This is a genomic window from Oleiphilus sp. HI0043, from assembly GCF_001634935.1.
This window is the reverse complement of record NZ_LWEY01000479.1, coordinates 1-917: the sequence shown is the minus strand read 5'-3', so window position 1 is coordinate 917 and position 917 is coordinate 1. Positions and strand designations below refer to the sequence as shown.

Sequence of the window (917 nt, the reverse complement as noted above, 5' to 3'; positions counted from 1 at the left end):
ACTATTCTTACCCGGTGACTGTAATGGCTCTCACCATCAGAAAAAAACGTCATGGACGAACGTTTGGTCACAACACCCATATACTTACCTCAACCTTTAAATCAGATTTACTGCACTGATAGCACAGTTTTAAATTTGGGCAGAATTATACACGATTTACAAGCCAGTCGTGAAAATTCTCTTGGATAGAAACAAAAAAAGCCCTCCATGCCTACACATGGACGGCTTTTATTCTTCTTTCTAGCTAACTAGTGAATATCTCTCCAATACTCTTTGTTCAAGAAGTATGCAAAAACAAACAAAAACGCTAGGAATATAAGAACATTTCGGCCAAGTGCCTCACTTTGAAGCCTAGAAGGCTCACCAACATATTCTAAAAAGTTAACCAGATCATAGATCGCTTCGTCATATTCAGCAGGACTCAAGCTTCCTTCTGTCGCATATTCAGAACAACCACTACTCTTAACAATATTTCCGCTTAATGGATCAACAACAGGCTCAACACCTAACTCTGGCGCGACAGCACAAACACCCTGCAAACCAGCTAGTACGTGCGGCATACCCACATCTTTGAAAATTACGTTATTCACACCATAAGGGCGCTTTGAATCGGCGTAAAATCCACGCAAGTAGTTATATATCCAATCAGGACCACGCAAACGAGCACTCAAAGTCAAATCAGGCGGAGCACTACCAAACCAAACCTTTGCCTGATCTTCAGCCATGGAAATTTCCATTAACTGGCCGATCTTGGTATCACCTACGAGAATATTTTCTTCAAAAATATCATGAGGAATTCCTAAATCATCAGCAGCACGCTCATAACGAGCGTACTTCATTGAGTGGCAAGCAAAACAGTAGTTCACAAATAAAGATAAACCATTCTGTAAAGACTCATTATCTGAAATGTCTGTTTT

Annotated in this window: 1 protein-coding gene and 1 pseudogene; both read right to left on the bottom strand. The window is 40.3% G+C overall.

Annotation, left to right across the window (positions count from 1 at the left end; translation table 11 throughout):
* A pseudogene (locus A3729_RS31360) lies at positions 1 to 80 on the bottom strand (stringent starvation protein A); the annotation flags it as partial.
* A gap of 168 nt (positions 81 to 248) precedes the next feature.
* The coding region (locus tag A3729_RS06050; RefSeq protein WP_068633401.1) for a cytochrome c1 at positions 249 to 917 on the bottom strand (669 nt) is incomplete at its 5' end.